The organism is Devosia sp. (assembly GCF_030689745.1).
In the GTDB taxonomy this organism is placed as follows: domain Bacteria; phylum Pseudomonadota; class Alphaproteobacteria; order Rhizobiales; family Devosiaceae; genus Devosia; species Devosia alba.
In genome coordinates this window covers 16213-36210 of sequence record NZ_JAUYGL010000154.1, presented here as the reverse complement: position 1 = coordinate 36210, position 19998 = coordinate 16213, and the positions used below count along the sequence as shown (strand labels likewise).

Below are 19998 nucleotides of genomic sequence, written 5' to 3'. Positions count from 1 at the left end.
TGGCCGCGCTCGATCTTGCTGTGCGCGAAAACCATGCCGGGCTTGCCGTGGTGCTTAATAACCTCTCCAATCCGATGATGATGAAGGGACCGATCCGCGAGATCTATCCGGTTGGGCGGCAGGCCGTTTCCATTGCGATCCCGACGGGCAAAACGCTGGGCAAGGCCGAGTTGCTGGTTGCGGGACGGGAGGCCGAGATTGCTGTCGCCGATGGCCGTGTGACCGTCGTGGTGCCCAGTATCACTACCCTCGAAGTCATCCACCTCACCTGGGCCTGAACGCCATGCTGAACTATGTGATCAAACGGCTGATCTACATGATCCCGACGCTGTTCGGGATGTCGATGATCGCCTTCATGATCATCCAGCTACCGCCGGGCGATTACTTGAGCTCCCTGCTGGCGACCATGGCCGATAGCGGGCAGAACATCGATCCGGCCCAGGTGGAAGCTTTGCGGCGCAGCTATGGCTTTGATGACCCGATCTGGCTGCAATACTGGAAATGGATCAGTGGCATCCTGTTCCGCGGCGATTTTGGCTATTCCTTTGAATGGAACCGTCCCGTTGCCGACCTGATCTGGGAGCGCATGGGCTCGACTCTGGCACTGTCGATTGCTTCGCTCCTGTTCGTCTGGGCCGTGTCGCTGCCCATCGGCATCTATTCGGCAATGCGCCGCCATTCGGTCGGCGACTATGCCTTCACCTTCCTCGGCTTTATCGGCCTGGCCATTCCCAATTTCATTCTTGCTCTGACGCTGATGTATGTCAGCTACAAATTCTTCGGGCAAAGCGTGGGCGGACTGTTCTCGCCGGAATATGTCGAAGCGCCGTGGAGCGTGGCCAAGTTCGTCGATTTGCTCGGGCACATCTGGATCGCCGTCATCGTCATTGGCACCAGCGGCACGGCAGCGCTGATCCGCATTCTGCGGGCCAACCTCACCGATGAGTTGAACAAGCCCTATGTGATCACGGCCAAGGCCAAGGGCCTGCCGGAATACCGAGCGGTCATCAAATATCCCGTCCGCATTGCGTTGAACCCGTTCGTTTCGGCCATCGGCTGGGTGCTGCCGGAACTCATTTCCGGGGTCACCATCACCGCCATTGTCCTCAACCTGCCCACGGCCGGCCCCCTGCTGCTGCGGGCCTTGATCAGCCAGGACATGTATCTGGCGGGCAGTTTCATCCTGCTGATGGGCGTGCTGACGCTGGTTGGCATGCTGGTCTCTGACATTCTGCTCGCCCTTCTCGACCCACGGATCAGGTTCAACTGATGACCGACCATGTTTTCATCGACGAAGCGCCAGAGGCTGGCCCGGCAACGACCGCGCTCAACACCGGCAAGCCAGTCCAAACCGCAGTTGCGGGACCCTGGCAGCTGGTCTGGGCCAAGTTCTCCCGCAACAAGGTGGCGGTGGCTTCCGGGGTCATCATCCTGATGCTCTTTCTCGTGGGCTTGTTCGCCGAGTTTCTGGCACCCACCCTGCCAGATATGTCGCGGCCACAATTCACCAATGCGCCCCCGCAGGAACTGCGTCTGTTTGCTACCCAGGCCGATGGCAGCCAGCAGTTCCAGCTCCACGTCACCGGCTACACGATGTCGGTGGATCTGGCCTCTCTGCGTCGCTCCTATGTCATTGACGAGAACCAGGTCGTGCCTGTGGGTTTCCTGGTCAAGGGAGCACCCTACAAGCTGTGGGGCCTGTTCGCGCTCGACACCCACCTGTTTGGCCCGCTCAACCCTGGCGATACCATGTATCTGCTGGGCACCGACAAGCTGGGGCGTGACCTGCTGAGCCGCCTCATCCATGGCACGCGTATCTCCATGTCCATCGGCCTGATTGGCGTCGGCATCAGCCTGCTGTTGGGGGTTGCGCTCGGGGCGGTCTCGGGCTTTTACGGCGGCTGGGTCGATATGGTGGTCCAGCGGATAATCGAGGTTATTTCCTCCATGCCCACCATTCCCTTGTGGCTGGGTCTGGCAGCAGCGATCCCGCTGACCTGGTCGCCGCTCAGCGTCTATTTCATCATCACCCTGATCGTCTCGTTGTTCGGCTGGACAGGACTGGCGCGCGAAGTGCGTGGCCGCTTCTTTGCCCTGCGCAGCGAAGACTTCGTTACCGCCGCGAGGCTGGATGGGTCGAGCGAGCGCCGCCTGATTTTCCGGCACATTCTCCCCTCGCTCACCAGTCACATCCTCGCGGTGGTCACCCTGGCACTGCCCACCATGATCGTCGCTGAAACGGCGCTGAGCTTTCTCGGCATCGGGCTCAAGGCACCCATCGTGTCCTGGGGTGTCCTGCTGCAGGAGGCTCAGAACGTGCGCACCATTGCCAATGCACCCTGGCTGCTGATCTGGCCTTCCGGCGCGGTCGTGCTGACCGTGCTGGCCTATAATTTCCTCGGCGATGGCCTGCGCGACGCCGCCGACCCCTATGAAAGCTGACGCCATGCAGAGGCAAGCCGTCAACACCGAAAGAGCCGCCGACGCCGCCGCTGGCGAGGTCGTGCTCACGGTGGAAAATCTCAGTCTCGATTTCCGCCTGCGCACCGAAATTCTGCATGCCGTGCGCAATGTCAGCTTCCAGTTGCGCCGAGGGCAGACCCTGTGTCTGGTGGGGGAAAGCGGTTCGGGCAAGTCCGTTACCGCCCGGGCTCTACTGCGCATTCTTGACAAGAACGGCGCCATCACCTCGGGCCGTATCCTGCTCGCCGGCAAAACCGGCGCGATCGATATTGCCCCGCTTACCGAGCGGAGCCCCGAACTACTCAAGATTCGCGGCGGCCGCATCGGCCTGATCTTTCAGGAGCCAATGAGTTCGCTGTCGCCGGTCCACACTATTGGCAGCCAGATCACCGAAGCGTTGCGCCTCCATCGTCGGATGGACAAGAAGCAGGCCCGCGCCGAAACCATCGAACTGCTGCGGCAGGTGGAAATTCCCAATCCTGACACAGCGATCGACCGCTACACCTTCGAATTCTCCGGCGGTATGCGTCAGCGCGCCATGATCGCCATGGCACTGGCAGCAGACCCGGAAATCCTCATTGCCGACGAGCCCACCACGGCGCTCGATGTGACAACCCAAGCCGAAATCCTCGATCTCATCAAGCGTCTGCAGGTCAGTCGCGGCATGGCCATGCTGCTGATCACCCATGATATGGGTGTTGTGGCCGAGGTGGCCGATACGGTTGCCGTGATGCATTACGGCAGGATCGTGGAAACCGGCAGCACCGACGCGATCTTTTATGATCCCAAACATGCCTATACCAGGAGTTTGCTGCGCTCGACCGTCAAGCTCGAGCAGAACCAGCGCAGCTATGCAGCGGCAGCCCCCGTCGCGACGGCGCCGGCGCCGGTACTCAGCCTGCGCAACCTCTCCAAGACCTACGGCGCTTCGACCGGCTGGCTTGGCGGCAACAGCAATCCCATCAGGGCCGTCGACGCTGTCAGCTTCGACCTCTATCCCGGTGAAAACCTCGGCATTGTTGGCGAGAGCGGATCGGGCAAGACAACACTGGGGCGACTGATCCTGCGCACGGTGGAGCCAAGTTCAGGCACCATCACCTATTTCGGGCAGGACAAGCCGGTCGAGGTCACCGGCCTCAGCAAGCACGAGCTCAAATCGTTTCACCGCGATGTGCGTCTGGTCTTCCAGGATCCCTTCGCCTCCCTCAATCCGCGCATGACGGTCAAGCAGGTCATTGGCGATCCGCTGGTGGTCTCGGGCAAGGCCAAGGGGGCAGCGCTGGAACAGCGGGTGGCCGAACTGCTCGAACTGGTCGGGCTCGATCCCATGGCCATGGAGCGCTATCCGCATGCCTTTTCCGGCGGTCAGCGGCAGCGCATCGGCATTGCGCGGGCGCTGGCGCTCGATCCCCGAATTCTCATCGCCGACGAGGCTACGGCCGCACTCGACGTCTCGATCCGGGCGCAAATCCTCGACCTGCTGCTCGACATCCAGAAGCGGCTCGAGCTGAGCTTCATCTTCATTTCGCACGACATTTCAGTAGTTCGCTACTTCTGCGACCGCGTTGCGGTGATGCATCGCGGCAAGCTGGTCGAGATGGGGACTGCCGAGCAGATCTGCACCGATCCGAAAGAGCCTTATACCAGGAGCCTCATCTCCGCAGTGCCCAACCCGGATCCGCGCAACAAGCGGATGCTCCATCGCACCCGCTTCAGCGTCTGAGGATAGTCCAATGCCAAAATTCTCCGCCAATATTTCCTTTCTTTATGCCGACCTGCCCTTTCTGGACCGCTTTGCCGCTGCCGCAAAAGACGGCTTTCAAGCCGTGGAATATGTCGGTCCCTATGATTTACCAGCCGCAGAGGTCGCCGCAGCGCTCAACACCCATGGGCTGACTCAGGCGCTGTTCAACCTGCCCGCCGGCAATTGGGATGCGGGCGAGCGCGGTATCGGCTGCCATGGCGATCGCGTGGCCGAGTTTCAGGCCGGGGTGATGACAGCGATCCGCTATGGTCAGGCGCTGGGCTGCACCAGGATCAACTGCCTGGCGGGCATTGCCCAAGCTGGCACCAGCGTCGAGGACCGCGACGCCATCCTTATCGACAATCTGAAATACGCCGCGCCGCGCCTTGCCGATGCTGGCATCACACTGCTGCTGGAGCCGATCAATCTGCGCGATATTGCCGGTTTTCATGTTTCGACGACCGATCACGCCGAGCGCCTGCTTGATGCCGTCGGGTCGGACAATCTGCTCATCCAGTACGACATCTATCATACCCAGGTCATGCAGGGTGATCTGATCCCAACCTATGCCCGCCTCAAGGACCGCATCGGCCATGTGCAGATCGCCGACAATCCTGGCCGTCACGAGCCCGGTACCGGCGAGATCAACTACCCCTTCGTTTTTTCAGAACTCGACCGGCTTGGCTATGACGGCTGGATCGGCTGCGAATACAAGCCCCGATCCGGCACCACGGCCGGGCTGGGCTGGATGAAACCCTATCTGTGAGGAGCACTCCATGAATATCGGATTTATCGGCCTCGGTGTCATGGGCCGCCCGATGGCGGAACACCTGATCGCAGCCGGCCACACGCTCGCCCTGCATCGGGTGAAGGACCCATCCCGGCATCTGGTCGAGCAAGGCGGCAAGGCGCTGGGCAGCGCCAGGGCAGTGGCCGAAGCCAGCGATGTGATTATCCTGATGCTGCCCGACACCCCCGATGTGGAGACCGTACTGTTCGGGCCTGATGGCGTCGCCGAGGGTCTGTCGCGCGGCAAGCTGGTCATCGACATGAGTTCCATCTCGCCGGTGGCCACCAAGGACTTTGCCGGACGCATCGAGGCTTTGGGTTGCGATTATCTCGACGCGCCGGTTTCGGGCGGCGATGTCGGCGCGAAAAATGCGGCGCTAACCATCATGGTCGGTGGCAAGCGAGCCGTCTTCGACAAGGCGCTTCCCCTGCTCCAATTGATGGGCAAGAACATCACCCTGGTCGGCGACAATGGCGATGGCCAGACGGCCAAGGTAGCCAACCAGATCATTGTCGGCCTCAATATCGCAGCCGTCGCCGAAGCCCTGCTGTTTGCCAGCAAGGCCGGAGCCGACACCGCCAAGGTCCGCGAAGCGCTGATGGGGGGCTTTGCCGCTTCGCGCGTGCTCGAGGTGCATGGCGAGCGCATGGTCAAGCGCACTTTCGATCCCGGTTTCCGCATAAGGCTGCACCGCAAGGACCTGTCCCTGGCCATTGATGCTGCCAAGGCACTCAACATCGCCCTGCCCAATGCTGCCGCAACACAGCAATTGATGAACGCGGCCATCGCCCGCGGCGACGGCGACCGGGATCATTCTGCCCTGATTCAGACCCTGGAGGCGCTGGCTGGCGATCCCGGCTAGTTCCGCACCCGTTCACCCCGATTTCCGACGGCGCCGCCGCGCCGAACGCCATTGCTTTGCCCAGGAACGCCCCATGCCACTCGACAAGCTTCCGCAGTCTCCCTTCGGCGCCGTCTATTTTCGCAAGTCCAATCCCCCCAAGCAGGACTGGGCGCGCGATTATGGTATTGCCGCCGAAGACGGGCTCAATGTGTTCCGCCACTGGTTCATGTGGGCGGCCATTGAGCGCAAGCCTGGCCACTATGATTGGGACGATTATGATCGCCAGATGGACCTGGCCGCCAAGCACGGCATCAAGACCGTCATTGCCGAACTGACCCATACCGTGCCTGACTGGGCCTATCGAAAATTCGCTCATGCCCGCCAATTGCGCGCCGATGGCCGCCCCATGACGGCCAATATGGGCGTCAGCGCGGCTACGGGTGGTTTCACCAATAATGGTGGCGGCGCCGGCTCCCTCACCATGAATGCCCCCGAGGTCAAGGACGCTGTCGAAGCCTTCCTCAAGGCGCTTGCCACCCGCTACAAGGGCCATCCGGCCCTGCTGGGCTACGACGTATGGAACGAAGTCAATTACGCCGAGGATGTCGACTTCTCCACCTATATGAAAGCCGACTTCCGCCTGTGGCTGCAGGCCAAATATGGTGATCTCGATGCCTTGGCCGAGGCCTGGTATCGCTATTCCTATGCTGAATGGGACGATATCGATCCCCCTGCCGAAACGGCGGCCTATCCGCAAAATCTCGACTGGCTCGAATTCAAGCGGCAGAATTACTATGACCAGATGCAATTCAAGATCGACACCATACGCGCGGTGGATCAAGACTGCATGATCGCCGCCCATGGCGTCGGCGGCGCCATCCCCAATATGGCTGCCAATGGCTCGGACGATTGGCTCGCCGCCTCCAAGGTCGAACTCTATGGCCTCACCTGGGTGCCAAGCCGGCGCGGCTTCAAACCCTGGCAGAATTTCTTCGGTCCCGATCTGACCCGCGCCGCCGCGCGCGGCAAGAAGTGGTGGCATGCCGAGCGTCCCGGTGGGCCGCTCTGGCTGCAGCCGCAAGTGCTCGGTCGCGACAAGGATGATGGCCGCGTCATGGAGCCCGAGGACATCCGCATCCTCACCATGACATCCTTTGCCGCCGGCGCCACCGGTGTGCTCAACCTGCGCTATCGCCCGCTGCTCGATGGCCCGCTATTTGGCGCCTTTGGCTCCTACGGCATGGATGGTTCGCGCACGCCGCGCTCCGATATGGCCAGCAGCATCGGCAAGTGGGCCAATGCCCCCGAGCAGCAGGCGTTGTTCGAGGCCAGGCCGGTCAGGGGCGATATCGGCATCCTGGTCATTCCCGAAGCCCAGGCATGGGACTACCTGCTCAACCACAAGCACAAGCCCGAAACCTACCGCGAGGCCATGTGGGGCGCCTATCGCGGCTTCTTCGACAATGGCATTCAGGCCGATTGGGTGCACATCGATCATCTGGCTGACTACGACACCATCTATGCACCCTATCCGATCATGCTCACGGCGGACCATGCCGGAGCCCTTGCCGGCTGGGTCAAGAATGGTGGCACATTGATCTCGGAGGCGACGCCTGGTTATTTCGGCGACCGCGGCAAGGTCGGCGTGGTCCAGCCCCATAACGGTCTCGACGCGGTGTTCGGGGTCCGCGAGGAGGACGTCGAATTCATGCCCGATATCGGCGATCGCATCGCCTTCGATTTTGATGGCAAGCCGGTCAGGGGTGGCGGATTTCTGCAATCCTACCACCCTACCACTGGAACATCGCGCGGAGCCTTTGCCGATGGGCGACAAGCGGTGGTCGAGAACCAGTTTGGCAAGGGCCGAACCATTTTGGTTGGTACCAATCCCGGCATCGCCTATTTCAAGCAGAGCAATGCCGACAACCTGGCATTCTTCGCCGCGATCTTTGAGTGGACCGGGAACGTGCAACAGGTTCGGCTCTCCAATCGGGTGATGCAGGCCCGTTTGCATCAAGGCCCGAACGGCAATGTCCTTTGGGTGCTTAATCCGACACGACAGACGCAGCAGGCCGTTGTGTCTGTGTCCGACCAATCACCGACACTGGGGGCAATTTTCTGGTCCGGCAAGAATAGTGCGGTGGTGAACTCCACGGTCACCGTTCCACCCCGTGACGCGCTGGTTATCCAACTCGTCCGATAGGAACGCCTGTCGCGCTCGTGAGGCCATCTACCCGCGCGACAGGTCCGAAGGGCAGGGGGTCAGCCGAGGGAGGTTGACCCCACCATCCCTTTGATCGCCCCGTGGAACCGACAAGACATACGCCGAGCAGTGTCCGGTCATCCATCATGCTGAGATTGCTGCCTTCCCTGAACCCCCTCCGCTGCTGTGGCGGATACCCAACACGCCCGGCTGCATGGCCGTTTCTGTCATGCAGGATGTGCAAGGCCCCTGCCACTTCACTTTGGTCGAGACTTGGGAAAGTCAGGAGAGGCACAGCGCTCATTTTGATAGCTTGATGGCCAATGGAACTTGGGCTGGCATGGCGAGCCATCTCGCCACGCCGCCGAGCTCGGCCTACTTTCGCGCTCTCTGACGCTGCAGCAGTCCGAGACCATGACGGCTGCGACAGCGTTGGCAAAAGCTCAAAAGGGCGCCCGCTGGCTTCGCAAAACTAAACGATCTGGGTCGGTTGCATTTGAGCACTAGGGTCGCCAGGTTCCGATCCCCTTCTAGGCATTTACCACTGAAGGCGAGGATCCTGAGAACGGACATTGCCTATCGCCCAGAACTGGTCATTTCACGAAGTTTAGTCGCTTTCTCGAAATGATCGAGAGCATGGGTTCCAATCTACAACTCGGCAGCGCCGGGTTCAACGTGAACCTCACCGATAGCGCGACCTTGGGCCTCAGCTACAACGGCCAGCTTGGCTCCGGCCTTGCTGAGCACAGCGCCAAAGCGGGTTTCAACATTCGCTTCTAAGGGTGGGATGACCCGGCCTATCGGCGCCCGGTCCACGCGATAGCAGCCAGATTATACGGATCGGCCGTCGTCTTTCCCGGCGACGGCCATTTTTTCAACGATGGATCGCTTGATGCCACTCCCCCCCCCAAACGTCGGATCATTTCTCCGCTCAAGGCGAAGCCGGCTCGATGCAGCCGTTCCGCACCTGCCTTCCTGGCGGTTGCCTCGTCGACATCGCTTTCGACGCCCTCACAGTGGAAAGCCTCAAGAGCGGCAACGTTCTAAATATCAATGCCACCGCCGATGGCAGACAGGAAATGACGCTCTCCGTTTCGCTGACTGGTTTTTCCAGCGCCTACGATCGCGTCGTGGCGTTGATGCAATGAGGAGGCAGGTTGTAGTGAACACTGCACCTTCCCCATTCTGATCCCTCACCGCCGACAGTTCTTGCTGAGACACAACCACCGGCACGGCACTTCTGCGCCCGTAGTGGTCGCTTGCCGCGAGTACGGCAGCCGATATTGTCGCCCTAAATCGGCGGGAGTAGAATGGTTGCTTCCAGATCCTCAATGCAATGTGTCGATTGCGGGATGATTTCACTAACAACACGTGCTCGGTCGCGTCTCTGGTCGATGGTGCCAGACGCGCCATTGGCTCTGTTTGCTCCTTGAATGCCAGCAACGTAGGGACGGGGCAAACTGCACACGAAAGAGCCGAGTCTGTCGCAGAAAGCAGTCCTGGACTATGCGCGATCGCTTTCGCCCGGCACCAGCTCCATCGGCCAGATGCGGCGCACGATGCCCTGCGGGTACACCTCGGCATAAGCCGGCATCGAGGCCAGCAGCGCCTCGCCCAACGCAATACCCAGATCGCGCAGCGACAGCCTGAAACAGGTCAGCGTAGGCGCCAGAAAGCGGGAGGCCGGCCCCTCGCGAAAGCCGATGACCGCCAGGTCACGACCGGGCGTCAGCCCTGATTCCCCCAGGCGGCGATAAAGCCCCAGCGCCAGCAGTTCATAGTTGAGCACCACCGCGCTGGGACGATCACCCATAGCGCAGATGTCATGCCCAAGCTGGTAGCCGCCCTGCTCGGACGAGGGGACCCGGAACACCAGCGCGGGATCGAAGGGCAGGCCATTGGCCGTCAACGCGCTCTTGTAGCTGTCGAGAAAGACGAAACCCAAATTGATGTCATTGCTGGGCACGGCCACCGCGATGCGGCGATGCCCGGCGGCGGCGAGCCGGTCCACCGCGCGCCGGGCGACCCCGGCAAAATCGAGATCGATCCAGGGATGTTCGCCCTCGGTGGCCGAGCGGCCCAGCGTGATGAAGGGCAGGCGCGCCGCCTGCAGCACGTCGATGCGCGTATCCCGGCGATGGGTGGCGGAGATTATCATGGCATCCACCAGGTGCCGCGCGATCATGCGCTGCATATATTGGGTTGGATCCTCGTCGGTGGCGCAGGGCAGCACGACAAGGTCGAGATGGTGTCGCGCCAAGGCCGACTGCACGCCGTCGAACACACCCAGGAAGAAATTGTCGTTATTGCTGCTAGCGTCCGAACCCAGCTCGATCATGAAACCGACAGCATTGGTATTGCCCTGGCGCAGGCTGCGCCCCGCCTGGTTGGGCGCATAACCCATCGCCGCTGCAGCCTCGATGACCCGTCGCCGCGTCTCCTCGCTGACATCGGAGCGGCCATTAAGCGCCCGCGACACCGTGCCGATCGAGATGTCGAGGTGCTGCGCGAGCCTGCGGATGCCCTTCATTGGTGCTGCCACCTGTTTAACGCCGATCGTGCCAGAAACGTTTACGGTGCACTCTTGACATGCTTTGACCGCCAATTGTAGCGTCGTAAACGTTTACGGGAACATGCAGACAAGCCGCTCAAGACGGTTGCTGCTCTGTTCGGGGAGGATTGCTGGTGCTGTTGAAAGCCGTGCTCGTGGGTTGCGGAGCCATGTCCAGGGGCTGGCTGTCCGCCCTGGCCGACAATCCCCTGCTCAAGGGGCAGGTCGAGGTTGTTGGCCTTGTCGACATCGATGCGGCAACCGCTGCGGCCCGGGCCGCCGAATTCGGCCTGTCGGGTGCCATTGTCGGCACCGACCTCGATGCCGTCCTGTCCCAGACCAGCCCCGATCTGCTGTTCGATGTCGCCGTGCCGTCGGCGCGCCCGCACGTGGTGGCCACCGGCCTCAGCCATGGATGCCATGTGCTGACCGAAAAGCCGATGGCGGCGAGCCTAGAGGCGGCCCAGGCGATGATCGCCCAGGCCGCAGCGGCCGGCCGTATCCATGCCGTGGTGCAGAACCGCCGCTTCATTGGCGGGGTCCGCCGGATCCGCCGCCTTATCGAAAGCGGCGCCCTGGGCGAGCTGGCCAGCCTCAACTGCGATTTCTTTATCGGCGCCCATTTTGGCGGCTTCCGCGAGGACATGGACAATGTGCTCCTGCTCGACATGGCCATCCATACACTGGACGCGGCCCGCTTCATGGCCGGCAAGGCGCCGCGCGCAGTCTATTGCCTCGAAACCAATCCGCCTGACTCCTGGTATCGGCATGGCGCCGCCGCCAATGCGATCTTTGAGTTCGACGACAATGTCGTGTTCAACTATCGCGGCTCCTGGGCCGCCGAGGGCGCCCATACCAGTTGGGAAAGCGCCTGGCGCATCGTCGGCAGCAAGGGCACGCTGATCTGGGATGGCGAAGAGAGCTTTACCGCCCGTGTCGTGGCGGGTGAGAGCGGCTTTTTCCGCGACCTCGTGGACATCGAGGTGCCCCCGCCGGCCGATGCTGACCAGACCCATGGTCATGCCAGCGTCATCGCCGAATTTCTCAGCGCCATCGAAACCGGCCGCCAGCCGGAAACGGTGGGCAGCGACAATATCAAGAGCCTCGCCATGGTCTTTGCCGCGATCGAGAGCGCGCGCAAAGGCCAGCGCGTCACCATTGCCAATTAAGGACCATTCCCGTGAACGACCCTGCAAAATCCATCCGTATCGGCACCATGATCAGCGCCAGCGCCGGCACGTCGGCCGAGCGCATCGCCGAGATCGCCGATCTGGGCTTTGAAAGCTTCGAGCCCTTCTTCTGGCAGACCACCAACGGCCAGGATCTGGCCGAACTGGGCAAGCGCAGCCTTGACGCCATTGGCGACCGCGACATCACTATTTCGACGCTGGGCATGTTCGGCAATCCGCTCGAGGACCAGGACATGGACCACCAGACCCTGCAGGGCTGGAAGGACTGTATCGACAATGCCCACCATTTCGGCGCCACTTGCGTCGCCGGCTTTACCGGCCGCGTGCGCAACAAGCCGCTGACCGACAGCCTGCCGCGCTATAGAGAAGTGTGGACCGAACTGGCGGCGCGCGCGGCGGACAAGGGTGTGCGCATTGCCTTTGAGAACTGCGCCATGGATGGCAACTGGGCCACCGGGGACTGGAACATCGCGCATAATCCCGATGCCTGGGAGCTGATGTTCAACGAGACGCCGCAGGACAATATCGGGCTCGAATGGGAGCCCTGCCACCAGATGGTCTATTTGATAGACCCGCTGCCGCAGGTCCGCAAATGGGCGCACAAGATTTTCCATGTGCATGGCAAGGACGCCACCATTCGCTGGGAGGTGATCCGCGAACACGGCATTTTCGGCAAGCATCCTTTCGTCTTCATGCGCACGCCCGGCTTTGGTGACAGCAACTGGACCGACATCCTTTCCGAGCTGCGCCTGGCCGGCTGGTCGGGCAGCATCGACATCGAGGGCTGGCACGACCCGGTCTATCGCGGCGACCTCGAAATGACCGGACAGGTCCACGCGCTCAATCACCTCAAAGCTGCACGCGGCGGCGATTACGTGCCGGTCGGACCGTGATGAAACCGACTTGACGATGTTTGAGAAACCGTTTTACCATCGCTGAGAAAAGGGTTTTCCTTTGAGGTATGTGGACATGGCCAAGGCAGAACGGATACGCATCTATGACGTTGCCCGCGTCGCCGGCGTCAGCGTTGCCACGGCCTCCAAGGCCCTCAACGATACCGGCCGCATGACCGATGCCACCCGCACCCGCGTCAAGCAGACTGCTCTGGCGCTGGGCTTCCGGCCCAATGCCATGGCCCGGGCGCTGACTCAGCAGCGCAGCTTCACCATTGGTCTGCTGACCAATGACAGCTATGGCCGCTTCACCCTGCCGGTCATGGCCGGCATCAACGAGGCGCTGGTCGATCAGGGCGTCTCGGTGTTTCTGTGCGGCATCGAGGATGATGCTGCCCTGGGCAAGATCCATGTCGATGCCATGCTCGACAAGCAGGTCGATGGCATCATCGCCACCGGCAAGCGCATCGATCGCCGCCTGCCGGTCGATCTGTCCGAGTTGCCAGTGCCGGTGGTCTATGCCTTTACCGAGGGCCCGGTCGATGCGGTGACCCTGGTATCGGATGATGCGCAGGGCGCGCGCGAAGCCACCGAATGGCTGCTCGGGCTCGGCCGGCAACGGCTGGTGCATGTCACGGGACCGGACAGTTTTGCCTCGGTTTCGGCGCGAGCCGGGGCCTTCCGTGAGGCCGCTGGCGCGGCTGCAGCCGTGCTGCATGGGCCATGGTCGGAAGCCTGGGGGCATGCGGCGGTGGCGCAGTTGTGGCAGCAGGAGACGCCGCCCGACGCCATTTTCTGCGGCAATGACCAGATCGCGCGCGGCGTCGTCGACGCACTGCGCGAGCGCGGTGTCGATGTGCCCGCCGATGTCTCGGTCATCGGTTTTGACAATTGGGAAATCGTCGCCGCTGCGACCCGCCCGCCGCTAACCACGGTGGACATGAATCTCAAGGAACTTGGCCGCGTGGCCGGCCGCCTGATCCTGGACCTTGCCGAAGGCAAGCCAGTCGAGCCGGGCATCCGCACGCTGCCCTGCAAGCTCGTGGTGCGCCAATCCTGCGGCGGCGACATGCTCGCCCGCCCCAACAGGCAAGAGGAGCTTCAGGGGATTTGAGGAGTGCTGCCACGGGCGTTGCAACCGCCCATGGCAGCGAGGAAAGGGCCGCAAGGGAAGAGGAAACCCAAGCGGCACAAGCGCGGCCAAGGCCGCAAGGGAGGATATAATGCAATTGTCTAAACGAGGTCTATTGGCCAGTCTGGCCATCGGCGCATTGGTCGCAGCCACGCCGGCTCAGGCGCAGGTCACGCTCAAGGTGTGGTCCATTGACGGCGTCGACCGTCCCGGCATTGCCGACGTCTATGCCAAGGAATTCGACGACGCCAACGAGGATGTCGTCATCGAGTATCGCGCCGTGCCGTTTGACGAAATCGTCAATGAAACGCTGCGCGCCTTTGCCACCGGGAATGCGCCCGACATCGTCTCCTTCGACAATCCCGACTTCGCGCTGTTCTCGTCGCGCGGCGCCATGCTCGACATTACCGACCGTGTCGCCAATTCCGAGATTGTCAGCAAGGCCGAGTATTTCGAGGGCCCGCTCAATTCGGTCACCTGGGAAGGCAAGCTCTATGGACTGCCCAAATATACCGACACGATCGGCATCTTCTACAACAAGGACCTGTTCGCCGCGGCCGGCCTGACCGAGCCACCGACGACCTGGGAGCAGGTTGCCGACTATGCCGAAAAGCTCACCGACCCGGCCAATAATGTCTATGGCATCACCTTCTCGGCGCGTGCCGGTGAAGAAGGCACGTTCCAGTTTCTGCCCATCATCCAGATGTCCGGCGGCGGCGCCGACAAGGTCAATACCGAGGGTGCCGCAAAGGTGCTCGATATCTGGAAGGGACTGATCGACAACGGCTATGCCTCGCGCGACGTGCTCAGCCTGGGCCAGTGGGATTCCACCGGCGTCTTCAACTCGGGCAATGCCGCCATGGCCATTTCCGGACCGTGGGAAATCGACCGCATGGTCGAGGATGCCCAGTTCGATTGGGGCGTCGCCCTGCTGCCCACGATCGAGGAAGGCGATGAACGCTCCTCGGCGCTCGGCGGCTTCAACTGGGGCATCATGGCCAATACAGCCCATCCGGACGAGGCCTTCCGCCTGCTCGAATACTATGTGAGCCAGGAAGACCGCATCTTCACCGAGTTCGGCAATCTGCCGGCGCGCGGCGATATCGCCCTGCCCGTCACCGGCATCGAAAAGAAGGACGCTGCCCTCACCGTCTTCCAGGAGCAGCTGCAATATGCCCAGCCGCGCGGGCCCCACCCGGAATGGCAAAAGATCTCCAAGGCTATTTATGACGCCGAACAGCAGGCCCTGACCGGTCAGATGTCGTCCATGGACGCGCTGAACCAGGCCCAGACCACGATCGACGGCATCTTCAACTAGTCCTCCCGACTAGGCCGGCCGGAGCCACGCTCTGGCCGGCACTTTCTGTACCGGTGACGATGGAGGATTCGGTGTCGCGTTTTTTCAGCGGACTGCGAGACGGCGTGGGGTTTGATATCCTGCTGGTCGGCGCCGCCCTGCTTTTTCTGCTCGCCTTGGCCGGCGCGCCCTTGGTCTACAATGTGCTGATGAGCTTCCAGCAGGTGGACATGTTTACCTTGGGCGCCCTGTTCCGGCCCTTTGTCGGCGTCGACAATTACGTGGCCGTGGTGCAGCAGCCTGAATTCTGGCTGGTGACGCGCAATACGCTGGTCTTCGTGTTCGGCTCCATGGCGGGGCAGTTCGTGCTGGGCTTCGCCCTGGCGCTGTTCTTTGCGCAGAACTTCCCCGGCGCCTCCACCATTCGCGGCCTGTTCCTCGTCTCCTGGGTGATGCCGGGCCTCGTGGTCGGCGGCATCTGGAGCTTTATCCTGGCCGGCGACTATGGCGTGCTCAACGTCATCCTCAAGGCCCTCGGGATTATCGACGCCAATGTGTTCTGGAAATCGGACCCCAATTTTTCCATCTGGGCCGTCATCATCGCCAATATCTGGCTGGGCCTAGCCTTCAACATGCTGCTGCTGTCGGTCGGGCTCGCCGCCATTTCGCGCGACCTCTATGAGGCGGCCGAGCTAGATGGCGCCAATGCCTTCCAGCGCTTCTGGACCATCACCATGCCCATGATGCGCCCGACCATCGGCGCCGTGCTGTCGCTGGGCCTGATCGGCACGCTGCAACAGTTCGACCTGTTCCCCGCCCTGACCGAAGGCGGCCCGGCTAATACCTCCAATGTTGCCGGCTACTGGTCCTGGCAGCTCAGCTTCCAGCTCTATGATTTTGCCAAGGGCGCCACGGTGTCGGTGATGATGTTCCTGCTCGTGCTGGTTGCCTCGGTGGTCTATGTGCGCTCGACCCGCCACGAGGTGCGCGGATGACCCGGACCTATACCCCCTGGATCCTGCTGACCGTCGCCCTGGCGCTGGCCGCAGTCTATCTGTTCCCGCTCTACTGGATGTATGTCACGAGCCTCAAGACCGGCTCGGAGATGTTCGCCAATCCGCCCACCTTCTGGCCCAACAATGCCAATTTCGGCATCTATCCCGAGGTCTGGGCCCGCCGGGCCATGCCGACCTATCTGTGGAATTCGGTGCTGATCGCCGGCGGCGTCACGGCCATTACCGTGGTGCTGGGCACCGGCTGTGCCTATGTGCTGGCCCGCTATCGCAATCACTGGATCGATGTCGGCCTGTTCTTCGTGCTGATGCTGCAGGTACTGCCGGCCTCGGTGATGATCACGCCACTCTTTGTCGGCTTCAACCAGGTCGGCCTGCTCAACTATCCGCGCACCGCGGTGGTACTCGCTGCCGCGGCCAAGGCCATGCCGTTCTTTGTCGTGCTGGTGCGCGCCACCTTCATGAGCGTGCCGCGTGAACTCGAAGAGGCCGCTTTGGTCGATGGCAATTCGCGCGTCGGCGCCTTCTTCTTCATCGTGCTGCCGCTGGCCCGCAACGGTATCCTCGTCTGCGCCATCCTCACCTTCATGAGCGCCTTTGGCGAATACATCTATTCCAAGTCGATCATCCAGAGCCCGTCGCTGCAGCCCGCCAGCGTTGGCCTGTCCGGGTTCCTCGGTCCCAACTCGACCGACTGGAGTTCCATCATGGCCTATTCGGCGATCTATGTGACGCCGATCCTGGTCGCCTTCGTCATCCTGCAGCGCCGTATCGTCTCCGGCCTCACCTCGGGAGCCCTCAAATGACCGCCCAGATCGAAATGCGCGACATCCAGAAGCACTATGGCAGCTTTCATGCGCTCAAGGGCATATCGCTGACCATCGACAAGGGCAGCTTTGTTGCCTTGGTCGGCCCGTCAGGCTGCGGCAAGTCCACGCTGCTGCGCTCGATTGCCGGGCTTGAAACCATCACCTCGGGGACCCTGCAGATTGCCGGCAAGACCATGACCGGCGTGCCGCCCCGGCACCGCGACATCGCCATGGTTTTTCAGAGCTATGCACTCTACCCGCACATGACGGTGGAGGAAAACCTCACCTATTCGCTGCGCCTGCATGGCGTGGGCAAGGCTGACGCCAGGCAGAAGGCGGCCGAGGTTGCGGCGACCACCGGGCTGACCAGTCTGCTCGGTCGCTATCCGCGGCAGCTGTCAGGCGGCCAGCGGCAGCGCGTGGCCATGGGCCGCGCCATCATCCGCAATCCCAAGGCCTTTCTGTTCGACGAGCCGCTAAGCAATCTGGACGCCTCGCTGCGCGTGCAGATGCGCAAGGAAATCCGCGCCCTGCATGACCGGCTCGGGGCCACCTCGGTCTATGTGACGCATGACCAGATCGAGGCCATGACCATGGCCGACTGGGTCGTGGTCATGCGCGATGGGCTCATCGAGCAGCAGGGACGGCCGCTCGATCTCTATGACAAACCTGTCAACCGCTTCGTCGCCGGCTTTATCGGCTCGCCAGCGATGAACTTCCTGCCCGGCCATATCGCCGAGACCGGCAATGCCGTCATGCTGGCCGATGGCGCCGGTACGCTGCCGCTCGATCGCGGCCTCCAACCGGGCCGCGAGGTGATCGTGGGCGTGCGTCCCGAACATCTCGATGTGGTGGGCGACGCGGCCACGTTCCATCTCGAGATCGGCGTCGTTGAGTCGACCGGGTCGGCCACCTATCTCACCTCGCCCGATGGCAATTTCCAGCTCGTCCAGTCCGAGCGCACCAGCCTCGCCTCGGGCGATCGCATTGGCCTGCGCATTGACCCGACCAAAATCCATCTCTTTGATCCCCAGAGCGGGATCGCACTCTAAGGTTTTGCCATGTCCCGCTACGCCCCCGTCCCCTTCTCCCAGGTCAAGCTCGAGGGCCAGTTCTGGCACGAGCGTCTCGACACCGTGCTCGACCGCACTGTTCCCAGCCAGCACAAGAAGCTGGGCGAGTACGGCATCCTCGATTCCCTCAAGCTCCCCAATCCGCCACCGCCGCTGCGCTTTCCGCGCCATGCCAATGGCTTTACCGTCCAGGTGTTCTGGGACAGCGATGTCGGCAAATGGATCGAGGCGGCCAGCTATGCCCTGGCCCATCGCCGCAATGCGGACATCGAAGCCAAGATCGAGGCCGCGATCGACGATCTCGAAAAGGCCCAAGCCCCGGATGGCTATCTCAACTGCTGGTATCTTGGCCGCGAGCCGGACAAGCGCTGGACCAATCTGCGCGACAACCACGAAATGTATAATGCCGGACACCTGCTTGAGGGCGCCGTCGCCTATTTCCAGGTGACTGGCCGAAGGCGCTTCCTCGACGTGATGGAGCGCTATCTCGACCACATCTATGCCAGTTTCGGCACCGGCCCAGGCCAACGCCGCGGCTATGACGGGCATGAGGAAATCGAGCTGGCGCTGATGAAGCTCTATTATCTCACCGGCGAAAAGAAGCACCTCGATTTTGCCGCCTATCTCATCAATGAACGCGGCCGGCAGCCGCCGCATTATTTCGATGTCGAGCGCGAGCGGCGCGAAGGCGGCGACAGCAAGCAACCCTATGTCTTTGCCAATTACGAGTATTCGCAAAGCCACAAGCCAGTGCGCGAGCAGGACAAGGTGGTCGGCCACGCCGTGCGCGCCATGTACCTTTATACCGCCATGGCCGACCTGGCGGCCGAGCTCGACGATGCCGGTCTCAAACACGCCTGCGAAGTGCTGTGGGACGATGTGATGGAGACCAAGATGTATGTGACGGCAGGCCTCGGGCCGTCGGCGCATAATGAGGGTTTCACCCACGATTTCGACCTGCCCAACCAGACCGCCTATGCTGAAACCTGCGCCTCGGTGGCGTTGATTTTTTGGGCGCAGCGCATGCTGCATCTCGACCTCGACGGCAAATATGCCGACATTCTCGAACTGGCCATGTTCAACGGCGCCCTGAGCGGCCTCAGCCGCGATGGCGAGCATTATTTCTATGCCAATCCACTCGAAAGCGATGGCACCCCGACCCGCTGGGACTGGCATACGTGCCCCTGCTGCACCATGAATGTCAGTCGCTTGGTCGCCTCGGTCGGGGGCTATTTCCTCTCAGTGGCCGAGGATGGCGTGGCCTTTCACCTCTATGGCGGCATAGCCTCGGACGTCGAGATTGGCGGTGTGAAGGTCGGCTTGCGCGAGGTGTCCAACTATCCCTGGTCGGGCGACATCGCCATCAGTGTCGACCCGGAAACGCCCGCAGCCTTCGATCTCGCCTTGCGCATCCCCGGCTGGTGCCAGGGTGCCAAGGTCCAGGTCAACGGGGAGGAGGCGGATGTCGCCGCGGCGAAGCGCGGTTATCTCACCATCCACCGCACCTGGCAGGCCGGCGACCGCGTCACCCTCGATCTGCCTATGCCACCGACCCGGCTCTATGCTCATCCCGGCGTCATAATGGATGCTGGTCGAGTTGCTCTGAAGCGCGGCCCGCTGGTCTACTGCCTTGAGGAGTTCGACAATCCCGGCGGCAGGGTACAGCGCATCAAGCTGCCACGTAGTGCCGAGCTCCTGGCCGAACCGCGAGCGGACCTGTTTGGCGGCATAGTCACCCTCACAGCCAGAGGGACCGCCATCGACGAGGGCGACTGGAAAACCCTCTATCGCACCACCCCAGCCCTTCAGACGCCGACGAGCCTGGTGGCCATCCCGTACTACCTTTGGTCCAACCGAGGGCAGGGCTCCATGATGGTCTGGGTGCCGGAGCAACCGGGCTGACAATCAGCGCGCATCACATGGCGATTTGCCGGCCTTTCATGGTGACGTGCGCAAGGAGCCGACCTAGGGCTCTGTTGTGGCAGAGCTCAATTAA

Annotated in this window: 18 protein-coding genes and 1 pseudogene; 18 read left to right on the top strand and 1 reads right to left on the bottom strand. The window is 62.0% G+C overall.

Annotated elements, in window-relative coordinates; genetic code table 11:
- The 10 genes and pseudogenes from Q8O80_RS13720 to Q8O80_RS13680 form a co-directional block, all read left to right on the top strand.
- A pseudogene (locus tag Q8O80_RS13720) lies at positions 1-278 on the top strand (hypothetical protein); the annotation flags it as partial.
- 5 nt (positions 279-283) lie between these two features.
- The gene (locus Q8O80_RS13715; protein WP_305580152.1) at positions 284-1270 is read left to right on the top strand and encodes an ABC transporter permease; all 987 of its coding nucleotides are present in this window, start codon (positions 284-286) and stop codon (positions 1268-1270) included.
- The gene (locus Q8O80_RS13710; RefSeq protein WP_305580150.1) at positions 1270-2442 is read left to right on the top strand and encodes an ABC transporter permease; all 1173 of its coding nucleotides are present in this window, start codon (positions 1270-1272) and stop codon (positions 2440-2442) included. Before Q8O80_RS13715 ends, Q8O80_RS13710 begins: the two co-directional genes overlap by 1 nt.
- Positions 2443-2446: 4 nt before the next feature.
- On the top strand, positions 2447-4186 hold the full coding sequence (locus Q8O80_RS13705; protein ID WP_305580148.1) for an ABC transporter ATP-binding protein: 1740 nt from the start codon (positions 2447-2449) through the stop codon (positions 4184-4186).
- A 10-nt stretch (positions 4187-4196) separates the two neighbouring features.
- Positions 4197-4973 carry a hydroxypyruvate isomerase gene (gene hyi, locus Q8O80_RS13700; RefSeq protein ID WP_305580146.1) on the top strand — a complete coding sequence of 259 codons (777 nt, stop codon included), beginning with the start codon at positions 4197-4199 and terminating at the stop codon, positions 4971-4973.
- Positions 4974-4983: 10 nt separating this feature from the next.
- Positions 4984-5859: a 2-hydroxy-3-oxopropionate reductase gene (locus Q8O80_RS13695; RefSeq protein ID WP_305580144.1), complete on the top strand. Its 876-nt coding sequence runs from the start codon at positions 4984-4986 to the stop codon at positions 5857-5859.
- Between the two features lie 73 nt (positions 5860-5932).
- Positions 5933-8044: a beta-galactosidase gene (locus tag Q8O80_RS13690; protein WP_305580142.1), complete on the top strand. Its 2112-nt coding sequence runs from the start codon at positions 5933-5935 to the stop codon at positions 8042-8044.
- Positions 8045-8183: 139 nt separating this feature from the next.
- Positions 8184-8438: a putative quinol monooxygenase gene (locus Q8O80_RS21595; RefSeq protein ID WP_371136208.1), complete on the top strand. Its 255-nt coding sequence runs from the start codon at positions 8184-8186 to the stop codon at positions 8436-8438.
- A 230-nt stretch (positions 8439-8668) separates the two neighbouring features.
- On the top strand, positions 8669-8824 hold the full coding sequence (locus Q8O80_RS13685; protein ID WP_305580140.1) for an autotransporter outer membrane beta-barrel domain-containing protein: 156 nt from the start codon (positions 8669-8671) through the stop codon (positions 8822-8824).
- A gap of 170 nt (positions 8825-8994) precedes the next feature.
- Entirely contained in the window at positions 8995-9192 is a 198-nt protein-coding gene (locus tag Q8O80_RS13680; protein ID WP_305580138.1) for an invasion associated locus B family protein, read from the top strand.
- A gap of 356 nt (positions 9193-9548) precedes the next feature.
- Here the strand turns inward: Q8O80_RS13680 and Q8O80_RS13675 are convergent, their stop codons facing one another.
- Positions 9549-10574: a LacI family DNA-binding transcriptional regulator gene (locus Q8O80_RS13675; protein WP_305580136.1), complete on the bottom strand. Its 1026-nt coding sequence runs from the start codon at positions 10572-10574 to the stop codon at positions 9549-9551.
- Between the two features lie 152 nt (positions 10575-10726).
- Between Q8O80_RS13675 and Q8O80_RS13670 the strand changes: the two genes are divergently transcribed.
- The 8 genes from Q8O80_RS13670 to Q8O80_RS13635 all read left to right on the top strand — a co-directional run bounded on the left by Q8O80_RS13670 (position 10727) and on the right by Q8O80_RS13635 (position 19904).
- Positions 10727-11764, top strand: a complete 1038-nt coding sequence (locus Q8O80_RS13670; RefSeq protein ID WP_371136207.1) for a Gfo/Idh/MocA family protein — start codon at positions 10727-10729, stop codon at positions 11762-11764.
- An 11-nt stretch (positions 11765-11775) separates the two neighbouring features.
- On the top strand, positions 11776-12678 hold the full coding sequence (locus tag Q8O80_RS13665) for a sugar phosphate isomerase/epimerase (RefSeq protein ID WP_305580132.1): 903 nt from the start codon (positions 11776-11778) through the stop codon (positions 12676-12678).
- Between the two features lie 76 nt (positions 12679-12754).
- Positions 12755-13792, top strand: a complete 1038-nt coding sequence (locus Q8O80_RS13660) for a LacI family DNA-binding transcriptional regulator (RefSeq protein WP_305580130.1) — start codon at positions 12755-12757, stop codon at positions 13790-13792.
- Positions 13793-13901: 109 nt separating this feature from the next.
- Positions 13902-15128 (top strand): sugar ABC transporter substrate-binding protein, encoded by a 1227-nt coding sequence (locus Q8O80_RS13655; RefSeq protein WP_305580128.1) that lies wholly within the window; start codon positions 13902-13904, stop codon positions 15126-15128.
- Positions 15129-15199: 71 nt separating this feature from the next.
- Positions 15200-16102 carry a carbohydrate ABC transporter permease gene (locus Q8O80_RS13650; protein WP_305580126.1) on the top strand — a complete coding sequence of 301 codons (903 nt, stop codon included), beginning with the start codon at positions 15200-15202 and terminating at the stop codon, positions 16100-16102.
- A complete protein-coding gene (locus tag Q8O80_RS13645) occupies positions 16099-16926 on the top strand; it encodes a carbohydrate ABC transporter permease (protein WP_305580124.1) in 828 nt (275 codons plus the stop codon). Before Q8O80_RS13650 ends, Q8O80_RS13645 begins: the two co-directional genes overlap by 4 nt.
- The gene (locus Q8O80_RS13640; protein WP_305580122.1) at positions 16923-17981 is read left to right on the top strand and encodes an ABC transporter ATP-binding protein; all 1059 of its coding nucleotides are present in this window, start codon (positions 16923-16925) and stop codon (positions 17979-17981) included. The genes Q8O80_RS13645 and Q8O80_RS13640 overlap by 4 nt, the downstream gene beginning before the upstream one ends.
- A 9-nt stretch (positions 17982-17990) precedes the next feature.
- The gene (locus Q8O80_RS13635) at positions 17991-19904 is read left to right on the top strand and encodes a glycoside hydrolase family 127 protein (protein WP_305580120.1); all 1914 of its coding nucleotides are present in this window, start codon (positions 17991-17993) and stop codon (positions 19902-19904) included.
- Positions 19905-19998: the final 94 nt, after the last annotated feature.